The 20,538-nt window shown below is 74.7% G+C and carries 23 protein-coding genes; 13 read left to right on the top strand and 10 right to left on the bottom strand.

The window, feature by feature from the left end:
• Nucleotides 1-8: 8 nt before the first annotated feature.
• From AC3WT4_RS06475 to AC3WT4_RS06485, 3 genes are all read right to left on the bottom strand, one after another.
• Nucleotides 9-344 carry an SHOCT domain-containing protein gene (locus AC3WT4_RS06475; protein WP_492315020.1) on the bottom strand — a complete coding sequence of 112 codons (336 nt, stop codon included), beginning with the start codon at nucleotides 342-344 and terminating at the stop codon, nucleotides 9-11.
• Nucleotides 345-407: 63 nt separating this feature from the next.
• Nucleotides 408-839 carry a DUF6325 family protein gene (locus tag AC3WT4_RS06480; RefSeq protein WP_108048232.1) on the bottom strand — a complete coding sequence of 144 codons (432 nt, stop codon included), beginning with the start codon at nucleotides 837-839 and terminating at the stop codon, nucleotides 408-410.
• Nucleotides 840-892: 53 nt separating this feature from the next.
• Nucleotides 893-1,300 (bottom strand): DUF7144 family membrane protein, encoded by a 408-nt coding sequence (locus tag AC3WT4_RS06485; protein WP_061268379.1) that lies wholly within the window; start codon nucleotides 1,298-1,300, stop codon nucleotides 893-895.
• A 136-nt stretch (nucleotides 1,301-1,436) separates the two neighbouring features.
• On the opposite strand from AC3WT4_RS06485, the gene AC3WT4_RS06490 reads away from it, so the two are divergent.
• Complete coding sequence (locus AC3WT4_RS06490; RefSeq protein WP_257419023.1) at nucleotides 1,437-2,726, top strand: AI-2E family transporter; 1,290 nt, start codon at nucleotides 1,437-1,439, stop codon at nucleotides 2,724-2,726.
• Nucleotides 2,727-2,766: 40 nt separating this feature from the next.
• Here AC3WT4_RS06490 and AC3WT4_RS06495 read toward each other — a convergent pair whose 3' ends face one another.
• A complete protein-coding gene (locus AC3WT4_RS06495) occupies nucleotides 2,767-3,438 on the bottom strand; it encodes a GAP family protein (protein ID WP_492315021.1) in 672 nt (223 codons plus the stop codon).
• 155 nt (nucleotides 3,439-3,593) lie between these two features.
• On the bottom strand, nucleotides 3,594-4,091 hold the full coding sequence (locus AC3WT4_RS06500; protein WP_492315022.1) for a DUF1269 domain-containing protein: 498 nt from the start codon (nucleotides 4,089-4,091) through the stop codon (nucleotides 3,594-3,596).
• A 179-nt stretch (nucleotides 4,092-4,270) separates the two neighbouring features.
• On the opposite strand from AC3WT4_RS06500, the gene AC3WT4_RS06505 reads away from it, so the two are divergent.
• Both AC3WT4_RS06505 and AC3WT4_RS06510 read left to right on the top strand, forming a co-directional pair.
• On the top strand, nucleotides 4,271-5,608 hold the full coding sequence (locus tag AC3WT4_RS06505) for an ion channel protein (protein ID WP_492315023.1): 1,338 nt from the start codon (nucleotides 4,271-4,273) through the stop codon (nucleotides 5,606-5,608).
• Nucleotides 5,592-7,319, top strand: coding sequence for a SulP family inorganic anion transporter (locus AC3WT4_RS06510; protein WP_492315024.1), 1,728 nt, complete (start codon nucleotides 5,592-5,594; stop codon nucleotides 7,317-7,319). The genes AC3WT4_RS06505 and AC3WT4_RS06510 overlap by 17 nt, the downstream gene beginning before the upstream one ends.
• Nucleotides 7,320-7,386: 67 nt before the next feature.
• On the opposite strand, the gene AC3WT4_RS06515 is transcribed toward AC3WT4_RS06510, so the two are convergent.
• A complete protein-coding gene (locus AC3WT4_RS06515) occupies nucleotides 7,387-7,806 on the bottom strand; it encodes a phage holin family protein (protein ID WP_074804600.1) in 420 nt (139 codons plus the stop codon).
• A gap of 196 nt (nucleotides 7,807-8,002) precedes the next feature.
• Between AC3WT4_RS06515 and AC3WT4_RS06520 the strand changes: the two genes are divergently transcribed.
• The 3 genes from AC3WT4_RS06520 (at nucleotide 8,003) to AC3WT4_RS06530 (ending at nucleotide 11,540) form a co-directional block, all read left to right on the top strand.
• Nucleotides 8,003-8,698, top strand: a complete 696-nt coding sequence (locus tag AC3WT4_RS06520; RefSeq protein ID WP_074804599.1) for a hypothetical protein — start codon at nucleotides 8,003-8,005, stop codon at nucleotides 8,696-8,698.
• A 170-nt stretch (nucleotides 8,699-8,868) separates the two neighbouring features.
• Entirely contained in the window at nucleotides 8,869-10,875 is a 2,007-nt protein-coding gene (locus AC3WT4_RS06525) for a sensor histidine kinase (protein ID WP_492315025.1), read from the top strand.
• A complete protein-coding gene (locus AC3WT4_RS06530) occupies nucleotides 10,872-11,540 on the top strand; it encodes a response regulator transcription factor (protein ID WP_400112111.1) in 669 nt (222 codons plus the stop codon). The genes AC3WT4_RS06525 and AC3WT4_RS06530 overlap by 4 nt, the downstream gene beginning before the upstream one ends.
• A gap of 8 nt (nucleotides 11,541-11,548) precedes the next feature.
• On the opposite strand, the gene AC3WT4_RS06535 is transcribed toward AC3WT4_RS06530, so the two are convergent.
• Complete coding sequence (locus tag AC3WT4_RS06535) at nucleotides 11,549-11,926, bottom strand: VOC family protein (RefSeq protein ID WP_492315026.1); 378 nt, start codon at nucleotides 11,924-11,926, stop codon at nucleotides 11,549-11,551.
• Between the two features lie 88 nt (nucleotides 11,927-12,014).
• Entirely contained in the window at nucleotides 12,015-12,458 is a 444-nt protein-coding gene (locus tag AC3WT4_RS06540; RefSeq protein WP_492315027.1) for an acetyltransferase, read from the bottom strand.
• A 166-nt stretch (nucleotides 12,459-12,624) separates the two neighbouring features.
• On the opposite strand from AC3WT4_RS06540, the gene arsB reads away from it, so the two are divergent.
• The 3 genes from arsB to AC3WT4_RS06555 are packed head-to-tail and all read left to right on the top strand — an operon-like array spanning nucleotide 12,625 to nucleotide 15,195.
• Entirely contained in the window at nucleotides 12,625-13,731 is a 1,107-nt protein-coding gene (gene arsB / locus AC3WT4_RS06545) for an ACR3 family arsenite efflux transporter (RefSeq protein WP_492315028.1), read from the top strand.
• Complete coding sequence (locus AC3WT4_RS06550; RefSeq protein ID WP_492315029.1) at nucleotides 13,728-14,744, top strand: metalloregulator ArsR/SmtB family transcription factor; 1,017 nt, start codon at nucleotides 13,728-13,730, stop codon at nucleotides 14,742-14,744. The genes arsB and AC3WT4_RS06550 overlap by 4 nt, the downstream gene beginning before the upstream one ends.
• Before the next feature lie 16 nt (nucleotides 14,745-14,760).
• A complete protein-coding gene (locus AC3WT4_RS06555; protein ID WP_492315030.1) occupies nucleotides 14,761-15,195 on the top strand; it encodes an arsenate reductase ArsC in 435 nt (144 codons plus the stop codon).
• Between the two features lie 50 nt (nucleotides 15,196-15,245).
• On the opposite strand, the gene AC3WT4_RS06560 is transcribed toward AC3WT4_RS06555, so the two are convergent.
• A complete protein-coding gene (locus AC3WT4_RS06560) occupies nucleotides 15,246-16,664 on the bottom strand; it encodes an FAD-dependent oxidoreductase (protein WP_492315031.1) in 1,419 nt (472 codons plus the stop codon).
• Nucleotides 16,665-16,747: 83 nt separating this feature from the next.
• Here AC3WT4_RS06560 and AC3WT4_RS06565 point away from each other — a divergent pair, with 83 nt between their 5' ends.
• The gene (locus AC3WT4_RS06565) at nucleotides 16,748-17,113 is read left to right on the top strand and encodes an ArsR/SmtB family transcription factor (protein WP_492315032.1); all 366 of its coding nucleotides are present in this window, start codon (nucleotides 16,748-16,750) and stop codon (nucleotides 17,111-17,113) included.
• A gap of 115 nt (nucleotides 17,114-17,228) precedes the next feature.
• Nucleotides 17,229-18,092: a CPBP family intramembrane glutamic endopeptidase gene (locus AC3WT4_RS06570; protein ID WP_492315033.1), complete on the top strand. Its 864-nt coding sequence runs from the start codon at nucleotides 17,229-17,231 to the stop codon at nucleotides 18,090-18,092.
• An 18-nt stretch (nucleotides 18,093-18,110) separates the two neighbouring features.
• Here the strand turns inward: AC3WT4_RS06570 and AC3WT4_RS06575 are convergent, their stop codons facing one another.
• The gene (locus AC3WT4_RS06575; protein ID WP_257416540.1) at nucleotides 18,111-18,404 is read right to left on the bottom strand and encodes a hypothetical protein; all 294 of its coding nucleotides are present in this window, start codon (nucleotides 18,402-18,404) and stop codon (nucleotides 18,111-18,113) included.
• Between the two features lie 118 nt (nucleotides 18,405-18,522).
• Here AC3WT4_RS06575 and AC3WT4_RS06580 point away from each other — a divergent pair, with 118 nt between their 5' ends.
• Entirely contained in the window at nucleotides 18,523-19,536 is a 1,014-nt protein-coding gene (locus AC3WT4_RS06580; RefSeq protein WP_492315034.1) for a 5'-3' exonuclease, read from the top strand.
• A gap of 128 nt (nucleotides 19,537-19,664) precedes the next feature.
• Nucleotides 19,665-20,462: an alpha/beta hydrolase gene (locus AC3WT4_RS06585; protein ID WP_257416542.1), complete on the top strand. Its 798-nt coding sequence runs from the start codon at nucleotides 19,665-19,667 to the stop codon at nucleotides 20,460-20,462.
• Nucleotides 20,463-20,538: the final 76 nt, after the last annotated feature.

Below are 20,538 nucleotides of genomic sequence, written 5' to 3' on the forward strand. Positions count from 1 at the left end.
CGTTTCTCTCAGCCGAGCAGCTTGGCCTTGGCGGCGGCGAACTCGGCGTCGTTCAGCACGCCGGAGGAGTGGAGCTGACCGAGCCGCTCGAGCTGGTCGAGGAGGTCGTCCTGCACCGACGCCGGAGCGGGCTGCGCATACTGCGCGGCGGCCTGCTGCGCGGCCGCCTCGATGCGCGCCTGGTCCTGCGCGCCCGCGGCCCGCTGCGCCTCCCACGACTCCTGGGCGCGGTTCGCCTGGTGGCGCTGCACGGCGCCTGCGGTCGCGGAGGCCGTGCCCGCGATGACGGCGGTGCGGGCCGCGGTCCCGATGAGCCCGGGGCGCCCGAATCGTCGGACGAGCATGTGGTCACTCCTGTCTGTGGGGCGTGTCGGCGCCCGGGTGGCGGACGCCCGGACCGGGGCGGGTCAGCCGTCGGCGAGCGCGAGGTCGGCGACCTCGTTGACCACCTCGGCCGGGACGCGCTCGCTGAGGAGCACGACGCCGTCGGCCGTGCGGGTCGCGGCGACCAGGGCGCGCGCCCACGTGTGCTCGACGACGAGCACGACGGCGGACGTGCCCGGCGCGAGACCGGCCGCGACGTGGTCGAGGTCCTCCTCGGCCGCGAGACCGGCCGCCGAGAGCTCGACGTCGGTGACCGCGAGCTCGTCGCCGAGGTCGGTCACCTCGAGCACCTCGACGTCGCCGTCGGGCGAGCGCCGGACCACGGCGAGGTCGAGGAGCGTGACGGTGCCCTGCGCGAGCACCTCGAGGACGGCGGCCTGGATGCCGTCAGGGATGCGCTCGGTGGGGAACGCGACCGCGACGATCTCGACCGGGCCGAAGGTGGACGTGGCCATGGACGGTGCTCCTGTCAGCGGGTCGAGCGGCGACGGCGGTGCCGAGCCGGTGGTCAGCGTGCCGCGCGCTCGGCCTCGTCGCCGTGCACGACGAGCGCCCACAGGACGAAGACGTCGAGCACGATCGTGATGAGCGACCACCACGGAGTGACCTGCAGGGTCGTGAACTGCGCGATCGCGTTGATGACGACGAGCACGATCGCGACCATGCGCGCCCAGCCCTTGCCGGACAGCAGCGCGAAGCCGGTGAGGACGAGCAGCACCCCGATGACGAGGTGGATCCAGCCCCACGTCGACACGTCGAGGACGACGATGCCCGCGTCGGAGACGCCGACGAGGCTGTTCGGGGAGAACACGGCGACCAGGCCGCTGATGGCGTTGAAGAAGCCGATCGTGACGAGCACGATGCCGGCGAACCAGACCCAGCCGACCCATGCCGTCACCTGTGACGAGCGTGCCATGCCATCCTCCTGAGAACCGTGGAGCCTCGACCGGACGAGCGTGCGGATCGATCGTGGCACCGGCCGCACGGTTCGGCATCCGGAAGGTCGGCGCGTCCCGGGACCGCTCCCCGGCCGCCCCGCTAGGTTCGTGGCCATGACGACGCCGCCCTCCACCGACGACCCGTGGTCGGGCGTCCCGGACGCCGGCACGCGCCCCGTCCAGCACGACTCGCGACGCCCGCCGCGCTGGGTGCCGCGCGCCCTCGCGATGGCCGTCGTCGCGGTCTTCGTCGGCATCTTCGCCTGGTACGCCCTCGGCCAGCTCAAGGCGCTGGGCGTCAACATCCTCATCGCGTTCTTCGTCGCGCTCGCGCTCGAGCCGATCGTCGTGTGGCTCGTGCGGCACGGCTGGCGCCGCGGCGCGGCCGCCGCCGTGGCGCTCCTGGGGTCGCTCGTCGGGATCCTCGTCGTGCTCGCCCTGTTCGGGAACCTGTTCGTCCAGCAGCTCGTGCAGCTCGTCCAGTCGATCCCCGCCCTGTACGCGAGCGTCCAGGACTTCGTCGCGGACCGCTTCGACGTCGTCATCCCGGACTCCGACGACCTCCTCAAGCAGGTCATCAACGACTTCGGCGACGACGTCGCGTCCGGCGCCATCGTCGTGACGACGACGATCGTCGGCGGCGTCTTCGCGAGCCTGACGATCCTCCTCGTCACCTACTACCTCCTCGCGGCGGGACCGCGGTTCCGCGCGGCCGTGTGCCGCTGGCTCACGCCGAACCGGCAGGAGGAGGTGCTGCGCCTCTGGGAGATCACCCAGGTCAAGGTGTCGGACTTCATCAACTCACGCATCGTGCTCGCCGCGCTGTCGAGCGTGTTCACGTTCGTCTTCCTGCTGATCCTCCAGACGCCGTACGCCCTGCCGCTCGCGGTGTTCACGGGCGTCGTCTCGCAGTTCGTGCCCACGATCGGGACCTACATCGGCGGCGCGCTGCCCGTCGCCGTCGCGCTCACGTCGCAGGGGCTGCCGCAGGCCCTGGGCGTGCTCGCGTTCATCATCGGGTACCAGCAGCTCGAGAACCTGTACTTCTCCCCCAAGGTCTCCGCCCGGGCGCTGGAGATGAACCCGGCGGTGAGCTTCGTCGTCGTGCTCGCGTTCGGCGCGGTGTTCGGCGCGCTGGGCGCGTTCCTCGCCCTGCCCATCGCCGCGACGATCCAGGCCGTCGGGAACACCTACCTCCAACGGCACGAGCTCATCGAGTCGCACATGCTCCACGACCCGGACTCCGAGGGCCACACGCCGGGCAAGGGCAAGGGCAGCGGGAAGGGCGACGGGAAGGGCAAGGACGACGACGGTCGCACCGCCCGCCGCCGGCGCCGCAACCGCGAGGCGAACCTCGAGGCCGAGCGCACGGTCGACGAGCGGCGCGCCGAGGGCATCGACTAGCGGCACGGTCCGCGACGACGGCGCGGGGCGCCGGACGCGGTCAGAGGGCGGCGATGCCGTCGCCGAGCAGCTTGGCCCCGAGGACGAGCAGCAGGACGGCCATGATCACCGCGTTGTTGTGGGTCATCCAGGCCTTGAGCGCGTCGAGCATCGTGGCCGCGCGGGCACCCATGAACAGGTAGATGAAGACGGGCGCCGCCACCCCGACGCTCGCGACGACGGCGAACACGACGGCCGCGACGACCTGGGCGGTCGTGTCGCCCGGCGCTGCCGACGCGATCGCGGCGCCGCCCGAGACGACGAGCAGCAGGTTCTTCGGGTTGACCGCGCCGAGGAGCACCGCGAGCCCGGCCGCCTTGACGGGCGTGAACGCGTCGATCGCGGCCATCCAGCGGGGCGCGGGCGGGTCGACGCCGTCGCGCGGGCGCCCCCGCCACTGCTTGAGCGCGAGCAGGAGCAGCAGCACGCCGAGGACGAGCTTGAGGATCGCCGCCCACAGCGGCGGGCCGCCGTCCTGCGGGACGGCGGACCCCGCCACGAGCGCGACGACGAGCGTCACCGCGCCGACCGCGACGAACCAGCCGACGAGGAACGCGAAGGCGTTGGCCTTCGCGCGCCCGCTCACGAGCATGAGCACGACGGCGACGATCGGCAGCGGGCTCACGAGCACGCCGACCGCGACGGGGAGGGACTGGCCGATCGCCGCGCCCATGGGCGGCCTCCTTCGTGGTCCGGTCCCGGACGGGACGGCGGGATCTCCGGGGACGACGGCTCGCGCCGCGAGCACGCGGGCGGGCGAGGTGCCCGACGGCGTCACGCACCGCCGTCGGGCACCTCACCCGTGCGGGCTCGCGGGCCGCGGAGCGCTCAGGCGTTCTCGTCGAAGGCCGCGCGGAGCTTGGCCTCCTCGTCGGCGGAGAGGTTCGTCTGGACGAGCTCGCCGTGGATCCCCTCGGCCTGCAGCGCCTCGTGCACGCGGTCGACGACGGCGCCCGACGTGAGGACGAACAGCGCGGACGTGCCCGGCGTGACCTTGCTGCGCACGGAGTCGATGAAGTCGTCGTCGATGCCGACGTCCGTCAGCGCGCCGGCGATGGCGCCGGACGCCGCACCGATGGCCGCGCCCAGGAGCGGGACGAAGAACAGGAGCCCGAACAGCAGGCCCCAGAACGTGCCGCCGAGCGCCCCGACGGCGGTCGTGCTGTTCCCCTGGCGGGTCTTCGGCTTCTTCTTGCCCTCCTCCCAGGACACGGTGGCCGCGTCCTGGACCTGGATGAGCTCCTGCTTCTGGAGGGCGAGGAGCGCGTCCTCGGCGCGCTGGGCGCCCTCGGGGGTGTCGAACTTCCACACGGTGAGCGTTGCCACGTCAGACCTCGTTCCGGATCGTTCGTTCGGCGGGGGCGCGCCGTCGCGCCCCGTGACGCGTCGAACGTATCCCCGCCTCCCGGGTCGCGCGCGGCGAGCACCGAGGACCCCGCGGCGGGCCGGGGCGCGGCGCCGCGGCTCCGGATGCGGTGCGGTCGGGTGCGTGGTTCTCTTCCCGTGTGTCCGACGCGCCGGCAGCCGCCACGACGTCGGGTCGCCTCCTGCGGTCCGTGGTGCCGGCCCTCGTCGTCGGGGTCGTCAGCGCCCTGACGCTGCTCGCCCTGTCGGAGCTCGCGACGTGGATCCAGCACCTCGTGTGGGACCGGCTGCCGGAGGCCTGGGGGGTCGCGAGCACGCGCACGTGGTGGACCGTCCTCGTGCTCACCGTCACGGGGCTGCTCGTGGGCGCCACGGTCCGGTGGGCCCCGGGGCACGCCGGCATCGACCCGGCCACCTCGGAGCTCGTCGCGGCACCGCTCCCGCTCCGGGCCTTGCCCGGTCTCGCGCTCGCCCTCGTCCTCGGCCTCGCCGGAGGGGTGAGCCTCGGACCCGAGAACCCCATCGTCGCCTTCAACGTCGCGCTCGCCGCGGGGTTCCTCTGCCGCCCGCGCTTCGGCGTCCCCGTCCCGGGCGCCGTCGCGCTCGCGCTGGCCGGGACCATCGGCGCGATGTTCGCCACCCCCGTCGCCGCCGCGCTCGTCCTCACGGAGAGCTTCGCGGAGCGCGGCGGGCAGAGCGGTCCCCTGTTCGACCGGCTGTTCGCACCCCTGGCCGCGGCCGGGGCCGGTGCCGTCACCATGACGGCGGTCGGGGCCCCGACGTTCGCCGTCGACCTGCCCGACTACCCCGGCCCGGCCCTCGGCGACGTCCTGAGCAGCGTGCTCATCGGTGCCGCCGCCGCCCTCGTCACGGCGCTCGCGGTGGTCGCCCTCCCGGTCGTGCACACGCTGTTCCACCGCCTGCGCAGCCCCGTGCTCGCGCTCGGTGCCGGCGGGCTCGTCCTCGGGCTCCTCGGGGTCCTCGGCGGGCCGCTCACGCTGTTCAAGGGGCTCGACGAGATGAAGGAGCTCGCGCAGCGGGCCGACACCCTCGCCTGGTCCACGATCCTGCTCATCGCCCTCGTCAAGGTCGTGGCCCTCGTCGTCGCGGCGGCCGCCGGGTTCCGCGGGGGCCGCATCTTCCCCGCGGTGTTCATCGGCGTCGCCCTGGGCCTCTCGGCGTCGTCCCTCGTGCCCGCCGTGCCGCCCGCGATCGCCGTCTCCGCCGGCGTGCTCGGCGCCGTCCTCGTCGTGGCGCGCGACGGCTGGCTCGCGCTCTTCATGGCAGCCGTGACGGTCGGCGACGTGCACCTGCTCCCCGTGCTCTGCCTGGCGGTCCTGCCGCTGTGGCTCGTCGCCCGCTCGATGCGCCCGCTGCGCGTCGACCTCCCTCCGGGGACCCCCGAGTTCCCCGCGCTCGCCCCTGCTGCCGACCGGACGGGCACGGCCGGGGAAGGTGACCGTGACGGGGCCCGGTGACGACGCCACGCCACCGCCCAGGCGGCGCGGCCCGGCCGGGATGCTGCGGCGCGCCGGGCGACCGACCCGCTCCGACGTCGTCTCGGGCATGGTGACCGGGCTCTTCTCCATCCCCGAGGGCATGGCGTACGCCTCCATCGCCGGGTTCAACCCGGTCGCGGGCCTCTACGCGGGCATCGTGCCCGCGATCGTCGGCTCGATCACCGCGCGCACCGTCCTCATGGTCACGACGCTCACGAGCGCCATCGCGCTCACGTCGCAGAGCGTCCTCGCGGCCGCCGGCCTGGAGCCGACCGACCCCGCCAACGTCGCCACGCTGACGATCATGGTGGGCCTGGTGATGCTCGTGCTCGGCGCGCTGCGCCTCGGCGCCGTGATGAGCTTCGTCTCCAACGCGGTCATGGTGGGCTTCTCGACGGGGATCGCGCTCCAGATCATCACGGGGGTCCTCGGCGACGCGACCGGCTACGATCCGCGCGGGGACAACCGGCTGTACCAGCTCGGCGACTGGCTCGTCCACGTGACGTCGTGGGACCTCGCGTCCACGCTCGTCGCGGCGGGGACGATCCTCGTGTGGGCGCTGGCGCGGTCGGTCCGCCGCCTCGTGCCCGTGGCGCTCCTCGTGTCCCTGGTCGTCGTCACCGTCGTCGTGGTCGCGGCGGGCATCGACGTGCGCCAGGTCGCCGACATCGCCTCGATCCCGTCCGCCCTCCCCGGCCTGTCGCTGCCCGACCTCTCGGTCGCGCCCGCGCTCGTCGGGGGCGCCGTCGCCGTCGCGCTCGTCGCGCTCGCGCAGGCCGCGTCCATCGCCCCGTCGATGCCCAACCCCGACGGCTCGCGCTCGGACACCAACGCCGACTTCCGCTCGCAGGGCTGGGCGAACGTGGCCGGCGGCCTCTTCCAGTCGCTGCCCAGCGGCGGCTCGATGTCCCGCACGGGCGTCGCCGCCGAGGCGGGCGCACGGACCCGCTGGGCGGGCGTCGTGAGCGGCGTGTTCCTCGCGCTCGTCGTGCTCCTCCTCGGCGGCCTGGCCGAGCTCATCCCCATGCCGGTGATCGGCGGGCTCATCCTAGTCGTAGGCGGCGAGCTGGTCTGGGGGAAGCGCCACGAGATCCTCCTCGTGCTGCGGACGTCGCCCCTGTCGTCGCTCGCGATGATCGTCACCTTCGCGGCGACGACCCAGCTCCCCCTCCAGCAGGCGATCGTCCTCGGCGCCGTCCTGTCCCTCCTGCTCTACTGCGTGCAGGCGGCGCGCCAGTCCCGCCTCGTCCTCCTCACCCGGGAGCCCGACGGGCGCTGGCGGACGTCGGGACGGACTCCCGCACGGCTGCGCTCCGGCGAGGTCACCGTGCTCGAGTTCTCGGGGACGTCGTTCTTCGCCTCGCTCCCCCGCGTCGAGGACCAGTTCCCCGACGGCACCGGCGCCGAGCGCGCCGTGCTCGTCCTCGTGCTCCGGACGCTCCCCGACATCCCCTCCTCGGCGGTGATCGACCTGTTCCACCGCACCGCACGACGCCTCTCCGCGCAGGGCAACCGGCTCGTCCTCGCCGGGGTGACACCCGCGATGCGGCGGCTCCTGGAACGGACCGGCACGGTGGACGAGCTGGGCGCCGACGCCGTCGTCGACGCGACCGACGAGGTCCTGGGAGCGGTGGAGGCCGGGTTCCGGGACGCCGAGCGCTGGGCGCGCCGGGAGGACGACCCGACCTAGGCGACCGGGCTCGACGGCCGCTCGACGGCTGCTGCTCGACGGCGGCGCGGCACCGGCGCGGACGGCGTCAGCCGCGCGCCGTCGCCTCGCGGATCCGCTTGTCCTCCTGACGGCGGTCCCACCAGCGGGTGAGGACGAGCCACCCGAGGAGCCAGCCGCCGAGCGCGCTGATCAGCCAGACGACGACCGTCACCCCGATCCACGTGGAGGCCCCGGAGATCTCCAGCCCGTCGCCCACGAGCGTCGCGATCCACAGCGCGAGGAACGTCGACACGAGACCGATGCCGCCGAGCACCGCCGACGCGTACTTGCGCGCGACGTTGAACACGAAGGGGGCGAGCACCCCCTGGGCCACGGCGAACACGAGGACGGCGATCGTGAACCCGGAGGCGTGCACCGTGACGCCGTCGAAGACGTTCGCGGCGACGAGGAGGCCCACGGCGGCGAGGACCACGTTGATCGCGAAGCTCAGCAGGAACCGGATCATGCCGCAACCGTCCCGCCGCGCGAGAGGTTCCGCAACCGCTGGTGCGGCGCGGGAGGCCCGCCCCGGGCGACCTGCCCGGGAGGTCGGGACGCCTGCCCCTGGGGCCCGGGACGCCGCCCGGCCGACGCTGCGGAGGCCGTCGCCCCGTGCGACGGCCCCCGGCCGCGGGAGGCGGCCCCGAACGGAAGGTCGTCCCATGCAGGACAGCTCGCTCACCACGCCGTCGGCGGTCGCCGACGGCACGCCCCGCCGCGCCCGCGGCACGACGCCCCGCGCGTGGGCCTGGACCGGGGTCGTCGCCGGCGTCCTCGGCCTCGTCTCGATCCAGTCCTCGATGGCGCTCGGCATCAACTGGGAGGAGACCGCGGGCGACGCGGAGGCGATCGTCGCCGACCTCTCCGGCCGCACGGGCACGCAGATCGTGTTCCACACCGCGACGATCGCGTGCGCGCTGCTCGTGCTCGTGTTCGCCGCCGGGCTCAAGCGGCGGCTCGACGGGCAGGCCCCGGCCGGGTCGATCCTCCCGACGGTCGCGGGCTGGGGCCTCGTGCTCGTCTCCGTCGCCGGGCTGCTCGGCTCGGGCCTCGACACGCAGTTCCTGTTCGGCCTCGGCGACACGGCGCTCGTCGTCCCGGAGTCGGGCGCCTTCTACAGCGACTGGGTCGCGACGATCCCGTGGCTGTGGGTCGGGGCGGGCGTCGCGGGGGTCGCGCTCGGCGTCGCGGCGCTGCGGCACGCGGCCGCTCCGCGCTGGCTCGGCGTCGTCGGGTTCGTGCTCGGCGGGCTCGCGCTCCTCACGGGCGTGTCGCCGCTGCAGTACATGGCCGGGTTCGTCGGCCCGATCTGGCTCCTCGTCACCGCGCTCGGCTTCGCCCTCGGGGACCGGCGCTGAGCGCGACGCGCGAGATCGGCGGCGCGCGACGAGATCGGCGGGTCCGGTCGGGATCGGCAGTCTGGACCGCCGATCCGGCACAGGACCGCCGATCTCGCCGTCGTCCACGGCCGGGTGATCTCCCGCCCGGGCCCTTCTCGCCGCGCGTGCCGCGGCCCTACCGTGGGCCCGTGGCCGAGCCCGGGCCCGGCCGCGCCGGGATGCCCCGCACGGGCTGGACGATCGGCGTCCTCGCCTGGGTGCTCGGCGTGTCCGCGCTCGCGCTCCAGCTCACGTCCGGCGTCCCGCTCCTGCTGGGCGACCTCCTGTTCGTCGTCGTGGACGCGACGGTCGCGCTCGTGTACGGCACGGTCGCGGCGGTGATCCTCGTGCGGCGGCCGCACGTCGTCGGGTGGCTCGTGGCGCTGGCCGCGGTCGGCGGCGGGGTCGCGGCCCTGGGCGGCGGGTGGCGCAGCTACGCGTCGACCCACCCCGGCCTGCCCCCGCTCACGCCGCTCGCGGACGCCTACGGGTGGGCGTGGGTGCCGGGGACGGTCGGGCTCTTCGTCCTCGTGCCGTGGTTCGTGCGCGGCGGGCGGCTCGGCGCGGGCGCGTGGTGCGGGGTCGCGGGCGGCGTCGCGTCCATCGCGTCCTTCCTCCTCGCCCCGTCCGACGACCCGCGCCCCGCGATCGTCGGCGTCGTCGTCATGGGGCTCGTCACCGCGGGCGCGACGGCGTGGCGCCGGCTTCGCGGGCCGGTCGCGGAGCGGCGCGGGCTGGGCCTGCTCGCGCTCGGGACCGCGCTCATGGCGCTGTCGTTCCTCCCGCTCCTCGGCACCTGGGCCAGCTCCGACGTGCTCCTCGCGCTCCCCCTCACGCACCTCGCCTGCCAGGCGCTGTTCCCCGCCGCGATCCTCGTGTGCGTGCTGCGCAACCGGCTGTGGGGCATCGACCTCGTGCTGTCGCGCGCGACCGTCGCCGCGATGCTCGCCGTCGGCCTCGCCGTCGTCTACGCGGTGGTCGTCGTGCTCGCGACGACCGTCGTCGACGGCCCCGCCGCGCAGGTCGTCGCGGCGGTCGGGGTCGCGCTCGCGGTGCAGCCCCTGCACACGTGGCTGCGGCACCGCGTGCGCACGCTCGTCTACGGGGAGGGGAACGACCCGGGCCGGGCGGCGCTGAGCGTCGGCCGCCACCTGTCGTCCGCGTCGACGGCCGACGACCTCGTCGTGAGCCTCGCCGTCGGCGTGCGCGAGGCGCTGCGCCTGGAGAGCGTGACGATCGAGCGGTCCGCGCCCGGCCCGACGGCGGACGCCACCCCCGCGGCCGCCCCACCGTGGGCGGGCCCCCCGGACCGTCCGGCCGGGGACGCCGTCATGCTCCCCGTGGAGCACGGCGGCCGGGTGCTCGGCCGCGTCCACGTCGTCGCGCGGGCCGGCGAGCGGCTCGACGCCCGGACGCGCGACGCGCTCGAGCAGCTCCTGCCCGTGCTCGGTGCCGGTCTCGCGCTCGCCCGGGGCGCGCACGAGCTCGAGGCGGCGCGCGACGCCACGACCCGTGCCCGCCTCGCCGAGCGGCGCGTGATCCGCCGGGAGCTGCACGACGGCGTCGGGCCGTGGCTCGTGGGCCTGCGCCTCGGGCTCCAGGGCGCGCGGAACACGCTGCGGACCGACCCCGAGGCCGCGGCCGCGGTGCTGGACGCCCTGGGGGTCGAGGTGGCGCAGCGCGTCGAGGACGTGCGCGCGCTGTCGCGCAGCCTCCTGCCGCCGTCGCTCGACGAGCACGGTCTGGAGGTCGCGCTCGGCGAGCTCGCGGGGCGCCAGGCGCTCGGCGGGTTCGTCGTGGACGTGCGCTGCGACCCGTGCGTCGGCCTCGACCCGCGCGTCGCCGCGGCCGCGTACGCCATCGCGAGCGAGAGCGTCGTCAACGCCGCCCGTCACTCCGGGGTGCAGGAGTGCCGCCTGACGGTCCGGCTCGGGGACGGCGTGCTGGTCGTCACGTGCGAGGACGACGGGCGCGGCGTCGCGCCCGACGCGGTCGCCGGCGTCGGCTCCCGGTCGCTGCGAGAGCGGGCCGACGAGCTCGGCGGGCGACTCGACGTCGCCGCGCTGCGGCCCGACGGCGAGCGCCCGGGCACGCGCGTCCGCGCCACCCTCCCGCTGGTCCCGGCCGGGGCGCTCGCGCGGGGGGCGGCGTCGTGATCCGGGTCGTGGTCGTCGACGACCACCCCGTGTTCCGGCTCGGCATGGCCGCGCTGCTCGACTCGTTCGAGGGCGTGCGCGTCGTAGGGAGCGCGGCGTCGACGGCCGAGGCGCGGGCGCTGCTCGGTCTCGGCCCCGGTGGCACCGGGGGCGCCGAGGCGCGGGCCGACGTCGTGCTCCTGGACCTCGACCTCGGCGACGGGTCGGGCGTGGACGTCACGCGCGACCTCGTGCGCGCGGACCCGGCCGCGCGCGTGCTCGTCGTGACGATGCACGAGGACGAGGACGCCGTCGTCGCGGCCGTGCGCGCCGGGGCGCGGGGTTTCCTCGTGAAGTCCGCGAGCCCCGCGGAGGTCGAGCGCGCCGTCCGTGCGGTGGCCGACGGCGCGATGATCCTCTCCCCCTCCGTCGCGGACCGGGCGATGGCGTACGTCGTGGGCGGACGCTCGGCCGTGCGCGCGCCGTTCCCGCAGCTCACCGACCGCGAGCGCGAGGTGCTCGACCTCGTCGCCGCCGGGCTCGACAACGCGTCGATCTCCCGGCGGCTCGTGCTCAGCCCCAAGACCGTGCGCAACCACGTCGCGAACGTCCTCGCCAAGCTCGCCGTCCGCGACCGCGCCGCCGCGATCGTGCGGGCACGCGAGGAAGGGCTGGGCGGTGGCTGACGCGGAGGTCAGGCCTCGTCGTCCTGGATGACCGACAGCACGTTGCCCGCCGGGTCGGTGAACCACGCGATGAGCGGGCCGCCGCCGCGGAAGACGAAGTCGTCGTCCGTCTCGACGGGCGTGCCCGCGTAGCGCTCGAACTCCACGCCGCGCTCGCGGAGCGCGGCGACCGTGCCCGGCACGTCGGCGACCGGGAAGTTCAGCACCGTGAACGACGCCGGGGTGTGGGCGTCGCCCTTCGGATAGACGAGCACGCGCGCACCGCCACCGATCTCGAGCCAGAGCATGTCGTCCCCGCTGACGGTGAGGCCGAGGTCGTCGGCGTAGAACCGCCGCGCCGCGTCGATGTCGTCGACCGAGAACCCGCTGAACGCCGTGTCGAGCATGTCTCCTCCTGGGGCCGCGCGGGCCGGTGCCCGCTCTCCCCAGGGTCGACCGTCCGCGACCCGCGGGCTCATCGGTCGCGCGACGGCGTCAGGCCTCGCGACGCAGGTGCAGCAGCGGGAACGGGCGCCCCTGGTCGTCCGTCTCGGACCTCCCGACGACCTCGAACCCGAGCGCCCGGTAGAAGGCCAGCGCGCCCGGGTTCTGCTCGTTGACGTCGAGCTCGACGACCGGGAGGCCGCGCCCGACCGCGTCGAGCAGCGCGCGGCCGGTCCCTCGCCCGTGCAGCGCGGGGTCCACGAACAGCATCTCGACCCGGTGCCCGACGATCCCGACGAACCCGACCATCCGGCCGTCGACCTCCGCGACCGTCAGGTCGACGGCGCCCAGGTACTCGTCCCGGACCGCGGTCTCGAGCTCGCGCACGTCGTCGGGCCCGAGGAAGTCGTGGGTCGCCTCGACGGCGCGCCGCCAGACGCCAACCAGCGCGTCCGTGTCGTCGGGGCGGGCGGGGCGGAGGACGTGGTCGGTCACGGCACGAGCATGCCAGCGCCACGGCGCAGGGTTGCTCCGAGAGCTGAGCGAGCAGCTCCTGCGCAGAAGGAACGCTTGGCATCTGCATCGAGACCTGTCAATATAGAAGCATGTCGATACAACAACGGCGTCTCTCGATCGCTGCCCCCGACGGTCCGGCACTCCCGTGAGCGCCCCCAGCACGGCACCGCGGGCGCGGCTGTCGGCGCTCGACCGGTGGCTGCCGCTGTGGATCGGGCTGGCGATGCTCGTCGGCCTGGCCCTCGGCAGGTTCGTCCCCGCCGTGTCCGACGCGCTCGCCGCGCTGGAGGTCGGCGGGATCTCCCTCCCGATCGCCGTCGGCCTGCTGGTGATGATGTACCCGGTGCTGGCCAAGGTCCGCTACGAGCGGGTGGGTACGGTCACCGGCGACAAGCGGCTGCTGGCGTCCTCGCTGGTCCTGAACTGGCTGGTCGGGCCGGCGCTGATGTTCGCCCTGGCGTGGGCCTTCCTGCCGGACCTGCCCGAGTACCGCACCGGGCTGATCGTCGTCGGCCTGGCCCGGTGCATCGCCATGGTCGTGATCTGGAACGATCTGGCGTGCGGGGACCGGGAGGCCGCGGCGGTGCTGGTGGCGATCAACTCCGTGTTCCAGGTCGTCGCGTTCTCGTTGCTCGGCTACTTCTACCTCACGGTGCTGCCCGGGTGGCTGGGCCTGGACACCCAGGGCCTGGACGTGTCGGTGGGGCAGATCGCGCTCAACGTGCTCGTGTTCCTCGGCGTGCCGCTGGCTGCCGGGTTCGCCTCGCGCCTGGTCGGGGAGCGCGCCCAGGGCCGCGCCTGGTACGAGGACCGGTTCCTGCCGGTGATCGGACCGTGGGCGTTGTACGGGCTGCTGTTCACGATCGCGCTGCTGTTCGCCCTGCAGGGCGAGGCCGTCACCTCCCACCCGCTCGACGTCGCCCGCATCGCGCTGCCGCTGCTGGCGTACTTCGCCGCCATGTGGGGCATCGGGGTCGTGACCGGCAAGGCCCTGGGCCTGGGCTACGCGCGGACCACGACGCTGGCGTTCACCGCGGCGGGCAACAACTTCGAGCTCGCGATCGCCGTCGCGATCGGCACCTTCGGCGCCACCTCGGGACAGGCCCTGGCGGGCGTCGTCGGCCCGCTCATCGAGGTCCCCGTCCTGGTCGGTCTCGTCTACGTCTCGCTGTGGGTCGCGCGCCGCTGGTTCGCCGTCGACCCCTACGCCGCGGCGGATCAGGCACCCGAGCTGGAAGAGGTGAGGTCATGACCGCTCGCAGCCTGCCCTTGACCGTCCGTGAACCCGACTGCACGCCGCAGGTCGACGCGCACGCGATCGGGGCCGAGGTCGCGGGCGCGGTCGCGGTCGCGCTCAAGGCCCTCGCCGAGCCGCTGCGGCTGCGGATGCTGTCGTTCGTGGCGACCTCGCCGACCGGGGAGGCGTGCGTGTGCGACCTCGCCGCCCTGACGGACGTGTCCCAGCCGACCGTGTCGCACCACCTGAAGGTGCTGCGCGACGTCGGCGTCCTGACCTCGGAGCGGCGCGGCACCTGGGTCTGGTACCGCATCACGCCCGGGTACAAGGCTGCGGTGTCCACCCTGCTGGAGTCGTTCGCCCCGGCCGCGCTCGAGGCGCTCGTCGCCCCGCACGAGCTCACGGGCCTGGAGGACGTCGATGCCGCACTCGACCACCTCGCGACCGACCTCACCGCCCGCCACCCCGACCTCGCGGCGGGCGTGGTGCTGGCCACCGTGCGCGAGTCCTACACGGCGCTGGCCCGCTCGGCCACGGTGTCCGCGCACCTGCTCACCCTGACCGACCGGTTCGCCCGCCAGCGCCTGGCCGACCTCACCCGCGCGGCCGGCGCCCGCCCGCAGGTGCTGTTCGTCTGCGTCGCCAACGCCGGGCGCTCCCAGCTCGCCGCCGCCCTGGTCCGCCGCTACGCCGGCGACCGGGTCGTCGTGCGCTCGGCCGGCTCCACGCCGGCATCGGACGTGCACCCCGCCGTGCGACCCGAGCTCGCCGCGCTCGGCACCACCGAGGGCGAGGCCTACCCCAAGCCGCTGACCGACGACGCGGTCCGCGCAGCCGACGTCGTGATCACGATGGGCTGCGGCGACGTGTGCCCGGTCCTGCCCGGCACGCGGTACGAGGACTGGCTCGTGGGGGACCCGGCCCTGGCCTCCCCGGCCGGGGTCGCCGCGATCCGCGACGAGCTCGACACCCGCGTGCGCGCACTGCTCGCCGACCTCCTGCCCGACCTCGACCTGCCCGCACCCTGAACCACCGGAGACCACCATGACCGACACCGCTCCGAAGCCGTCCGCCCTGTTCGTCTGCGTCCACAACGCCGGCCGCTCCCAGATGGCAGCCGGGTACCTGCGCGCCCTGTCCGGCGGGGCCGTGGAGGTCCGCTCTGCCGGGTCCGCCCCGGCCGACCAGGTCAACCCCGTCGCCGTCGAGGCCATGCTCGAGGAGGGCATCGACCTCCGCGCCGAGCAGCCCAAGGTCCTCACGACGGACGCGGTCCAGGCGTCCGACGTCGTGATCACCATGGGCTGCGGCGACGCGTGCCCGATCTTCCCCGGCAAGCGCTACGAGGACTGGGCCCTGGCCGACCCCGCCGGGCAGGGCATCGAGTCGGTGCGCCCGATCCGCGACGAGATCCGCAGGCGCGTGCTGACCCTGCTCGACGAGCTCGGTGTCGCCCCGGTCGGCCTCTCGCAGAGCTGAGGGGTCGGCCGAGCGCCGGTCCCGCACAGGAGCGACGCGAGGCTCGTCGCTCACGGGTGGTCTGCGTCGCCCGAGCGGCCGTGCACGACGCCGGTCGCGAACCCGACCCCGGCCGGCGCCCCGACCCCGAGGGCGACCGGCTGCGGCGCCGCCGGCGCGGTGCCGCAGCACGACCCGTTCGCGCCCGCGCCGTCCGCCTCCAGGGCGAGGTCGGTCGAGCAGACCCCGGTCGCAGGGAGGTCCAGCTCGACCGCGTCGGCCGCAGCCCGGTCCCCTGCCAGCGCCGCCGCGATCGAGCGCACCTGCTCGTAGCCCGTGGCGAGCAGGAACGTCGGAGCGCGTCCGTAGGACTTCATGCCCGCGAGGTAGAACCCGTCGTCCGGGTGGGACAGCACCTGCTCGCCGTGCGGCGGCACGGTGCCGCAGGAGTGCTGGTTCGGGTCGATGAGCGGAGCGAGCGCCGCGGGTGCCTCCACGACCGGGTCCAGATCGAGGCGTATCTCGCGCAGCATGTCCAGGTCCGGCCGGAAGCCGGTCGCGTCGACGATCTGGTGCACCTCGAGGCTCAGCGCCCCGTCGCGCGCGGTCCCCAGCACCTGGACGGTTCCGGCACCGGGGACGAGCCGTTCGATCGAGACGCGCGTGAGCAGCGTCAGCCGCCCCGCCTCCACGGCGGCCCGCAGGCGCGTGCCGAGCAGGCCTCGCGCGGGAAGCTCGTCGTCGGCGCCACCGCCGAACAGGCGCCGCGCGGACCCACCGCGGATCGCCCACGTGATCGTGGTGCCCGGCTCGGACTCGGAGAGCTCGACGAGGTTCAGGAGCGTGTTCGCCGCGGAGTGGCCCATCCCGACGACGAGGGTGTCCCGGCCCGCGAACCGGTCGCGCCGGGCGCCGAGCACGTCCGGGAGAGGTCCGGTGACGAACGCAGCCGACTCCTCCTCGCCCACGGCCGGAAGACCCGAGACCCCCAGCGGGTTCGGCCTCGAGAACGTCCCCGACGCGTCGATCACCGCGCGGGCCAGCACGTCGGTCACCGTGCCGCCACCGTCCACCGTCCGCACCCGGTATCCGCGCCGCTCCCGCCCGAGGGAGCGTGTCTTGTCCGCACCGTCGCGGGCGACCGCCACCGCTCGCGTGCCGGTACGCAGGCGCGGCGCGATCTGCGGCGTCGCGGCCAGCGGAGCCAGGTAGCGCCCCACGAGCTCCCCGCCGGTGGGGAGCGCGTCCGGATCCGGCTCCGCCCACCCCGTCACCTCCAGCAGGCGCCGTGCGGCGGCGTCGACGTCATAGCGCCACGGCGAGAACAACCGCACGTGGCCCCACGACGCCACGGCCGCACCGGGCCCGTCGCCCGCCTCGAGCACGACCGTCTCCAGCCCGCGCTCCAGCAGGTGGGCCGCCGCGGCCAGACCCACCGGACCCGCACCGATCACCACGACCGGGAGCTCGTCCCGCACCACCTCGACCATGACCGCTCCTCGCATTGAAGGTTGTCGATGCGAGCATCGTGGACCACCCATCGATGGGTGTCAATGTGTGGCAGGATGAGCGCATGACGACGGCCACGCCGCCCCCGGCGCCCCCTCGCGGTGCACCCGGCTGCTGCGGCCCGGCGGTCACCCGGGCGGCGGACCCCGATGCGGCGCACGAGCTCGCGCGCACCTTCAAGGCCCTGGCGGACGCGACGCGAGTCCAGCTCCTCGCGATCGTCGCCGCCCAGGTGGGGCACGAGGCGTGCGTGTGCGACCTCACCGGGCCGGTCGGCCTCTCCCAGCCGACCGTCAGCCACCACCTCAAGATCTTGGTCGACGCCGGTCTGCTGACCCGCGAGCAGCGCGGCCGCTGGGCGTACTACTCGCTCGTCCCGGGCGCCCTCGCCCGCGTCGCACGGTCGCTCACGGAGAGCGCGGGGAGCTGAGCGCCGCTTCGCCGCGCGCTCCCGTCGTCCTGTCCCTACGCTCGCCCCTGTCGGTGGCGCCGTCCGCACCGACCGGCCGTCGGTGACGGTCGTCCGACGACGAGCGAGGCACACGATGACCGAGCTGACCGGATCGATCGAAGAGGCCGGCCCCCGGTCCGGCTGGCAGCGCTTCTGGGACCGCGGCGGTTGGTGGCGGGCGTTCCTGTTCGCGGTCCTCTACGTCGCGGTGTATCTGGGGGTCGGGTGGCTCGTCGGGCTCACCGGGCTGGGGCCAGGCAGCGGCGAGGAGCTCCTCGACTCGTCCGGCACCGTGTTCTTCGGCCTGCTGCTCCCGATCCTCGTCATGGGGCTGCTCCTCGTCGTCTTCCTGCGGACCGTCCGGTGGCGGCGCGAGGTGTTCGGGCCGCAGCCGGTCGCGGGCCGACCGTGGATGTGGGTCGCGGTCGTCCTGGTCCTCGTGCCCGTGGTGCTGCACCTCCTCGCGACGGACTGGGGCGCCTACGACGTCACGGTGGTCCTCACGGTGTTCGCGCTCGGCCTGTGCGTCGGGTTCGCGGAAGAGGTGCTGGCACGCGGCGTCGCGGTGGCGATGCTGCGGCGCGCGGGCTACGGCGAGCGCGCCGTCATGGTGCTCTCGTCGCTCCTGTTCGGGCTGCTGCACGCGACGAACCTCGTCTCCGGGCAGTCCCCCGTCGCGGTGGGCGTCACGGTCGTCTACGCGCTCGGATTCGGCACGATGATGTACCTCTCGATGCGCGTCACCGGCAGCATCGTCCCCGCGATCCTCCTGCACGCCGCGACCGACCCGACCACGATCCTCGCGACGGGCGGCGTCGACGCGCACGGCGCGAACAGCGGGTCGCAGGCGCTCGACGGGATCGCCGGGGTGTTCAGCGTGGTCTTCGTCGTCGTCGCCCTGGTCGCGATCTTCCTCGTGCGGGGCAGTGCCGGGCGACCCGCGCCGGTCGAGGGCTGACCGCCGCCCGTCCGCCCGTCAGGACCGCCGGCCGCGCAGCGCGATGACGGGCCCCGAGAAGAGCGCGATGCCCAGCACGAAGCCGACGTCGTACCAGTTCCCGTTGTTGTCGACCTCGTAGATGCTTACCGTGTCCGTGAAGAGGGACACGATGAACGTGACCGGCAGGATCGTCCCCTGCCACAGACCCCACCAGAAGCCGTAGCCGCCGGGGTTCGCCTCCAGGTTCGGCCCGGCCGCGCACGCCCCCAGGAGCAGGAGCACCGCGAGAGCCAGGACCGCACCGGCACCCCGTCGCGTCGTCGTGGACATGACGCTCACCTCCGGCACCAGTGAACCGCGCACGGGGAGGGACGGCGACAGCAGGGTCGGCGGCGTGCCGCGCCGCGCCCACGGGCGGCGCGTCGGTGGGGTGCGGCAGGATGAGGCCATGAGCCCGAGCACGGACGACGACGCCCCCTCGACCAGCACCGCGCCGGGCGGGGAGCTCCTGCTCCTCGACACCGCGAGCCTGTACTTCCGGGCGTTCTTCGGGGTGCCGGACTCGATCAAGGCGCCGGACGGCACGCCCGTCAACGCGGTGCGCGGCCTGCTCGACATGATCGCGACGCTCGTCACCGACCGTCGTCCGACGCGCCTCGTCGCGTGCTGGGACGTGGACTGGCGGCCGGCCTTCCGGGTCGAGGCCATCCCGTCGTACAAGGCGCACCGCGTCGCGGAGCTCGTCCCGGGCACGACGGGCGTGGAGGAGGTCCCCGAGAAGCTCGTCGCCCAGGTGCCGGTGATCGTCGACGTGCTCGCGGCGCTGGGGATCGCACGCGTCGGGGCGGCGGGCTACGAGGCGGACGACGTCATCGGCACGCTCACCGCGCGCGAGGTCGCACGCCGCGCGGCGGCGGGCGCCGCGCCGGACCCGTCGGGGCGGGCGGCGGTCGAGGTCGTCACGGGCGACCGCGACCTGTTCCAGCTCGTGGACGACGCCGCGGGCGTGCGCGTGCTCTACCCGACGAAGGGCGTGAAGAACCTCGACGTCGTCGACCAGGCGCGCCTGCGCGAACGGTACGGCGTCGCGACGGGCGCGGCCTACGCAGACATGGCGGTGCTGCGCGGCGACCCGAGCGACGGCCTGCCGGGCGTCCCGGGCATCGGCGAGAAGACGGCGGTCGCCCTCCTCGAGAAGTACGGCGACCTCGCGGGCGTGCTCGCCGCGCGCGAGGCCGGCGACCCCGGGCTGACCGCGCCCCAGCGCCGTCGGCTCGAGGAGGCGGCGTCCTACCTGAGGGTGGCCCCGCTCGTCGTGCGCGTCGCCCCCGACGCTCCGGTGGGCGAGGTCGACGACGCCCTGCCCCGCACCCCCGCGGACCCCGACGCGCTCGCCGAGCTCACCGAGCGGTGGGGACTCGGGACGTCCGTCCGGCGGCTCGTGGACACCCTGGGCGGCTGACGCCCCACGGCGGCTGACACCCGACGGCGCCGCGCCGGGACGCCCGCGGACGAGGGCGCCACGACCGGGGCGGCAGACTGGGTGCGCCGCGGCACCGCGGCGCACCCGACCCCGCCTGGAGGCGACCCGTGGCTCTCGTCCGTTGCAGCTTCTACTCCGACGTGCTCGAGGTGAGCACGTCGATGACCGTCGTGCTCCCCCAGGCCACGTCGACCCAGATCGGCATGGCCGGGTCGGCGAGCGCCCGCGCCGAGGGTGCCCCGGTGCTCTACCTGCTGCACGGCATGAGCGACGACGAGACCATCTGGACGCGCCGGACGTCGATCGAGCGGTACGTCGCCGACCGCGGGCTGGCCGTCGTGATGCCGCGCGTGGAGCGCAGCTTCTACGCCGACGAGGTCCACGGGCACCGGTACTGGACGTTCCTGTCCGAGGAGCTGCCGAGCCTCGTCGACCAGTTCTTCCGTGTGTCGACGCGCCGCGAGGACACGTTCGTCGCGGGGCTGTCGATGGGCGGGTACGGCGCGTTCCGCTGGGCGCTGCGGCACCCCGAGCGGTTCGCGGCGGCGGCGAGCCTGTCGGGGGTGCTCGACCTCGCCGACGAGTCGTACCGGGAGCGGCGGCTGCCGGACATCGAGCGCGTGTTCGGCGACCGCGAGATCGCCGGGTCGGACGACGACCTGCTCGCCCTGCTGCGGCGCGCCGCGGCCGAGGGCCGCACAGCCGATCTCCCCGAGCTGTTCCTCGCGTGCGGGACGGAGGACTTCCTCGTCGACGGCAACCGGGCGTTCGAGCGGGTGGCCGATGAGTCCGGCGTGCCGCTGCGGTCGGAGTTCTCGCCCGGGACGCACGAGTGGGGCTTCTGGGACCGCACGATCCAGGACGTCCTCGACTGGCTGCCGCTGGCCGGGACGCCACGAACCTGACGCGGCGCCCTCCCTACCCCTCGGGCATGTCACAGACCGTGCCCGCGCGTCGTCGTCCAGGTGACCTGACCGCACC

The sequence above is a fragment of the Cellulosimicrobium sp. EB106-03-01-XG111 genome, assembly GCF_058792115.1.

Bases quoted from the DNA above. Each gene is read 5' to 3' on its own strand.
- AC3WT4_RS06570 (WP_492315033.1), top strand. From the start codon at position 17,229: ATGACCGAGCTGACCGGATCGATCGAAGAGGCCGGCCCCCGGTCCGGC.
- AC3WT4_RS06480 (WP_108048232.1), bottom strand. From the start codon at position 839: ATGGCCACGTCCACCTTCGGCCCGGTCGAGATCGTCGCGGTCGCGTTC.
- AC3WT4_RS06485 (WP_061268379.1), bottom strand. From the start codon at position 1,300: ATGGCACGCTCGTCACAGGTGACGGCATGGGTCGGCTGGGTCTGGTTC.
- AC3WT4_RS06535 (WP_492315026.1), bottom strand. From the start codon at position 11,926: ATGCTCGACACGGCGTTCAGCGGGTTCTCGGTCGACGACATCGACGCG.
- AC3WT4_RS06555 (WP_492315030.1), top strand. From the start codon at position 14,761: ATGACCGACACCGCTCCGAAGCCGTCCGCCCTGTTCGTCTGCGTCCAC.
- AC3WT4_RS06475 (WP_492315020.1), bottom strand. From the start codon at position 344: ATGCTCGTCCGACGATTCGGGCGCCCCGGGCTCATCGGGACCGCGGCC.
- AC3WT4_RS06580 (WP_492315034.1), top strand. From the start codon at position 18,523: ATGAGCCCGAGCACGGACGACGACGCCCCCTCGACCAGCACCGCGCCG.
- AC3WT4_RS06550 (WP_492315029.1), top strand. From the start codon at position 13,728: ATGACCGCTCGCAGCCTGCCCTTGACCGTCCGTGAACCCGACTGCACG.
- AC3WT4_RS06560 (WP_492315031.1), bottom strand. From the start codon at position 16,664: ATGGTCGAGGTGGTGCGGGACGAGCTCCCGGTCGTGGTGATCGGTGCG.
- AC3WT4_RS06520 (WP_074804599.1), top strand. From the start codon at position 8,003: ATGCAGGACAGCTCGCTCACCACGCCGTCGGCGGTCGCCGACGGCACG.
- AC3WT4_RS06515 (WP_074804600.1), bottom strand. From the start codon at position 7,806: ATGATCCGGTTCCTGCTGAGCTTCGCGATCAACGTGGTCCTCGCCGCC.
- AC3WT4_RS06565 (WP_492315032.1), top strand. From the start codon at position 16,748: ATGACGACGGCCACGCCGCCCCCGGCGCCCCCTCGCGGTGCACCCGGC.
- AC3WT4_RS06490 (WP_257419023.1), top strand. From the start codon at position 1,437: ATGACGACGCCGCCCTCCACCGACGACCCGTGGTCGGGCGTCCCGGAC.
- AC3WT4_RS06575 (WP_257416540.1), bottom strand. From the start codon at position 18,404: ATGTCCACGACGACGCGACGGGGTGCCGGTGCGGTCCTGGCTCTCGCG.
- AC3WT4_RS06495 (WP_492315021.1), bottom strand. From the start codon at position 3,438: ATGGGCGCGGCGATCGGCCAGTCCCTCCCCGTCGCGGTCGGCGTGCTC.